The sequence below is a fragment of the Streptomyces sp. SM10 genome (assembly GCF_002910915.1).
Taxonomy (GTDB): Bacteria; Actinomycetota; Actinomycetes; order Streptomycetales; family Streptomycetaceae; genus Streptomyces.
Window position 1 is genome coordinate 1 of record NZ_NEUF01000059.1, and the last position, 5,434, is coordinate 5,434.

Here is a 5,434-nt window from a genome sequence, read left to right on the forward strand (position 1 = left end):
GAGGCGGAGGTTCTGCCGCTGCTGACGGATGGTGTGTCGATCGCCGCGCTCAACGGGCCTTCGGCGACGGTGGTTTCGGGTGACGAGGATGCTGTGCTGGCGATCGCCGCGCACTTTGAGGCGGAGGGTCGTAAGTCCAAGCGGCTGCGGGTGAGTCACGCGTTCCACTCGCCGCGTATGGAGGCCATGCTCGACGACTTCCGYGCGGTCGCGGAGACRCTGACCTTCCACCAGCCCGAGATCGCCATAGTTTCCAACGTCACCGGCCGTGTCGTAGCAGACGACGAGGTTGGTTCGGCGGACTACTGGGTGCGCCATGTGCGTGAGGCGGTTCGTTTCGTCGACGGGATGCGCACCCTCCAGGAGCAGGGCGTGTCCGTGTTCCTGGAGCTCGGCCCCGACGGAGTGCTCAGCGCCATGGGCCAGGACTGTGTCGCCGAGGAGGCGGCGTTCCTTCCCGCGCTGCGCAAGGACAGGGACGAGCCGGCCACCGTAGTCGCCTCGCTCTCCGGCCTGTACGGACGGGGAGAGGCGGTCGACTGGGCGGCGTTCTTCGCCGGTTCCGGCGCCCGCCGCGTCGACCTGCCCACCTACGCCTTCCAACGGCAGCAGTACTGGCCCAAGCCGGCCGAAGCGGAAGGCGGTGGCGTCGGCGACGCCATGACGTCCGCTCTGGACGAGCGGTTCTGGGCGGCGGTGGAACAGCAGGACCTGACCGGCCTGGTCGAGGGCTCCGGACTCTCCGCCGACCAGCCGCTCAGCGCGGTGTTGCCCCTGCTGTCGTCGTGGCGTCGGCAGTCCCATGAGCAGTCCACCGTCGACGCCTGGCGCTACCGGATCAGCTGGAAGCCGGCCGCCGTATCCGGTGGCGAGGTGACATCGGGCATCTGGCTGGTCGTGGCGGCGGAGGAACACCATGGCCACCCGGTTGTCACCGGTCTGCGTGAGCACGGCGGTACGGTCGAGCTTCTGACGGTTGCCGGCGGCACGCGGCACCGGTCGGTGCCGACCGAGGACCTGGCCATGAAACTGGCCGAGAGGCCGGCCGGGCAAGGGGAAGTCGCCGGGGTCGTCTCCCTGCTGGCGCTGACCCACAACCCGACCGAGGCGAACCTGAGTCTCGTCCAGGCTCTGGGCAAGGCCGACGTCCCGGCGCCGCTGTGGTGCGTCACCCGAGAAGGCGTGAGCGTGAGCCGTGCCGATGCCGCACCTGCCCCTGAGCAGTCGCAGCTGTGGGGCCTCGGCCGGGTCGCAGGTCTCGAACAGCCGCACCGCTGGGGCGGGTTGATCGACGTGCCCGCGACGATGGACGAGCGGGCCGTGGGCCGGGTGATCGCCCTGCTCACAGGCAGCGGTGCCGAGGACCAGGTCGCGGTGCGCTCCTCCGGGGCGTTCGTCCCGCGCCTCGAACGGGTGCCGTCCCACACGTCCGGGGCCGAGTGGGCGCCCAGGGGCACGGTCCTGGTCACCGACGCCTCGACTCCCTTCGGCACGCACGCCGCACGTTGGCTGGCCGGCACCGAGGTCGACAAGGTGGTGCTGATGGTTCCCGAAGGCGCTGAACCGGCGGCGGACGCCCTGGCACAGCTCGCGGAGCGCGGTACGGTCGTGCGCTGCGAGGTGGCCGACCGCAAGGCGTTGGAGGCACTGGTCCGCGAGCTCACCGAGGAGGGCAGCCCGGTCCGTGCCGTGCTGCACACGGTCGGCGGCAACCAGCTCACCCCGCTCGACGCTCTCCGCATGGATGACGTCGACGGGCGGCTGGCAGCGAAGGTGAGGGGAGCGGCTCACCTCGACGAGGTCTTCGCCGACACGGAACTGGACGCCTTCGTCCTGTTCTCCACCATCGCCGGAGTCTGGGGTGGTGGCGGCCAGGGGGCATACGCCGCCGCAGGCGCCTATCTTGACGGTCTGGCGCAGAACCGCCGCGCCCGCGGCCTGGCCGCCACGTCGGTGGCCTGGGGGCCGTGGGCCGAGGCCGCGTCCGCCGCACCCGAGGTCGTGGCGGCGGAGGAAAAGCTCCGCCTGCGGGGTCTGCCGGCGATGGCGCCGGAGATGGCGCTCAACGTTCTGCGGCGGGCGGTCGGCGACAACGATCCGCTGCTCACGGTGGCCGATGTGGACTGGTCGCGGTTCGTGCCGTCGTTCACAGCCATGAGGCCCAGCGCGCTTCTGGCGGACCTGCCGGAGGCGGTCGAGGCGCTGGGCCGTGATGCCGAGGGCGAAGGCATCGACAAGGATGCCGCCGAGGAGCTGAGGCAGCGCCTCGCCGGCCTGTCCGAGGCGGACAGGGAGGCGGAACTGGTACGTCTGGTTCGCACCCACGCCGCCGCCGTCCTGGGCTACGCGGGCATCGAGGAGGTCGGCCCCGGCCGGGTCTTCCGCGAGCTCGGCTTCGACTCGCTCACGGCCGTGGAACTCCGTAACAGGTTGACGAGAGCCACGGGCCTGCGGCTGCCCGCCGGGCTGGCCTTCGACTACCCGAGCGCTGTGGCTGCCGCCGGCTTCCTGCGTACGGAGCTCCGGTTCGGCTCGGACACCACGGGGGTGTCGCTGCTGGCGGAGCTGGACAAGCTGGAGGCGGCAACGGCCGGGAACGAGCCCGACACCCTCACCAGGGCGAAGGTTGCCATGCGGCTCCAGGCGTTCCTGGCCAAGTGGTCCGAAGGGGCGACGGCCGAGGCGGACCCGGCTGACGTGACCGACAAACTGGAATCCGCCTCCGACGACGAGATATTCGACTTCATCAACAACGAACTGGGGCGCTCGAACTGACGGTCAAGGCCCCGGCGTGACGCGCAGACCGCCGTCACGCCGGGGCCGCGTCGTCCAGGGGGCGAATTCCCATAGGTGGCGGCTGATGAGAGGGGCGGATCGTAAGCGCTGACACCCGGTGAACCCCGGCGGTTCGGCATCCGCCGGTACGGGTTCGCTCGGGGCCCCGGACGGGGAGGCCTCCGAAAAGGGGGTGCATCGGGGTGTTTCGGGGGTGCTGCCGGCCTGAGGGAGGCCTTCACTGCTCGTGCGAGTCCGAGAGCTGGGGGCGCCAACTGCCCTGGTGTGCCCGCCGGGGCCAGGGACGGGGCGAGTCCCGTTAGGGGGCCCCTGTGGATCTGTAGGGGTTGTGCGGCCAAGGGGGGTCGAATAGCTTCGCATTGCGAGTTGATCTGCTGGAATGTCGACGGAATTGCCAGACCGCATCGGTGTTCATGGATCGTCATGCAAAGGCTATGGGTGAAGGGCTTGTCGCCTCGGGCCATGCAATTCCCGAGGCCATCTCTATTCGTTGACAGCTGAGACGTCGCCCGACGTTCTACCCCTTTATTGGTCCTCCATCGCTATTAGATGCTGTCTGCTCAGGGTGGGATTGAATGGCGAACGAAGAGACGCTGCGGGAATACCTCAAGTGGGTCACCGCGGATCTGCATCAGGCCCGTCAGCGTCTGCAGGAGGTCGAAGCGGCTGACCCGGAGCCCGTCGCGATCGTCGGTATGAGCTGCCGGTACCCGGGCGGTGTGCGCACCCCCGAGGACCTGTGGAAGCTGACCGCCTCGGGCATCGACGCCATATCCGGATTCCCCCTGGACCGCGGATGGGAGAGCCTCGGCGACGCCACGGACTCCGCCGGGCCCTCGTTCACCATGGAGGGGGGCTTCCTGGACGACGTCGGTGGTTTCGACCCGGCGTTCTTCGGGATCTCGCCGCGTGAGGCGCTGGCGATGGATCCGCAACAGCGGCTGCTTCTGGAAACCTCCTGGGAAGCCATCGAGCGGGCCGGTATCCCCCTGGAAACGCTCCGGGGCAGCCGTACCGGCGTGTTCGCGGGCACGACGGGCCAGGACTACTCGATGCTGCTCCAGCCGCCCCCTGAAGGAACGGGCGGCTATGTGCTGACCGGTACTTCTGCGAGCGTCGTCTCAGGCCGGATCGCCTACACGCTCGGACTGGAAGGGCCGGCCGTCACGGTCGACACCGCCTGCTCCACCTCGCTCGTGACTCTGCACCTCGCCGTGCAGGCCCTGCGCTCCGGCGAATGCTCGCTGGCGCTGGCCGGGGGAGCGACCGTGATGTCCACCCCCAGCGCCTTCTACGGTTTCAGCGACCAGGGCGGGCTCGCCTCCGACGGCCGCTGCAAGTCGTTCGCGGCGACGGCCGACGGCACCGCATGGTCCGAGGGCGTCGGCGTCCTGTTGCTGGAACGGCTCTCGGACGCCCGCCGCAACGGTCGTGACGTGCTGGCGGTCGTACGGGGCACCGCGGTGAATCAGGACGGCGCGTCGAACGGTCTGACCGCGCCCAACGGCCCCTCGCAGCAGCGTGTCATCCTCCAGGCCCTCGCCGACGCCCGGCTGTCGGCCGAGGACATCGATGCGGTCGAGGCGCACGGGACCGGGACCCGGCTGGGTGACCCGATCGAGGCCGAGGCCCTCATGGCGACCTATGGCCAGGGACGCTCCGCGGACCGGCCGTTGCGTCTCGGAGCCCTCAAGTCGAACATCGGGCACTCGCAGGCCGCGGCCGGTGTGGCCGGTGTGATCAAGATGGTGATGGCGATGCGGCACGGGACGCTGCCGCGCACCCTGCATGTCGACACTCCCTCCGCGCAGGTCGACTGGTCGGCAGGAGCCGTCGAGCTGCTGACCGAGCAGACGGAGTGGCCGGGCACGGGAGAGCCCCGGCGGGCGGGTGTGTCCTCCTTCGGTATGAGCGGCACCAACGCGCATGTGATCGTCGAGCAGGCGCCCACCGACGAGGCCCCCGGGACGCCCACTGAAAGCACTTCGCCGCTGGACGGTGCGGTGCTGCCGTTCGTGCTGTCCGGCAAGTCGTCCGATGCGCTGGCTGAGCAGTCCGTCCGGTTGCTCGGCCTGCTGAGCCGTGAGCCGGACGTGGCCCTGCCGGGAGTGGCGTGGTCGTTGGCCACCGCGCGTACGCGTTTCACGCACCAGGCCGCCGTAGTGGCCTCGGGGCGTGATGAATTGGTAGCCGGCTTGACTGTGTTGGCCGAGGGGCGTTCCGGGTCGGGTGTGGTGCGGGGTGTCGCGGCCGATGTGACGCGTCCGGTGTTCGTGTTTCCGGGKCAGGGTTCGCAGTGGGTGGGTATGGCTGCGGGTCTGATGGAGTCTTCGCCGGTGTTCGCGGGGCGGATCCGGGAGTGTGCGGTGGCGTTGGAGCCGTTCACGGACTGGTCGTTGTTGGGTGTGTTGCGTGGTGATGCGGGTGCTCCTGGGTTCGATCGGGTTGATGTGGTGCAGCCGGTGTTGTGGGCGGTGATGGTGTCGCTGGCTGAGGTGTGGCGGGCGGCTGGTGTGGTGCCTGCGGCGGTGGTGGGGCATTCGCAGGGTGAGATCGCTGCGGCGTGTGTGGCTGGTGGGCTGTCCCTGGAGGATGGTGCGCGGGTGGTGGCGTTGCGGAGCCGGGCGATCCTGGAGCT

2 protein-coding genes are annotated in these 5,434 nt (G+C 69.8%); both read left to right on the plus strand.

What is annotated here, in order from left to right:
- On the plus strand, positions 1-2,775 hold a 2,775-nt coding region (locus B9S57_RS07770; protein ID WP_146057726.1), incomplete at its 5' end, for an SDR family NAD(P)-dependent oxidoreductase.
- A 596-nt stretch (positions 2,776-3,371) separates the two neighbouring features.
- The coding region (locus B9S57_RS07775; RefSeq protein WP_146057727.1) for a type I polyketide synthase at positions 3,372-5,434 on the plus strand (2,063 nt) is incomplete at its 3' end.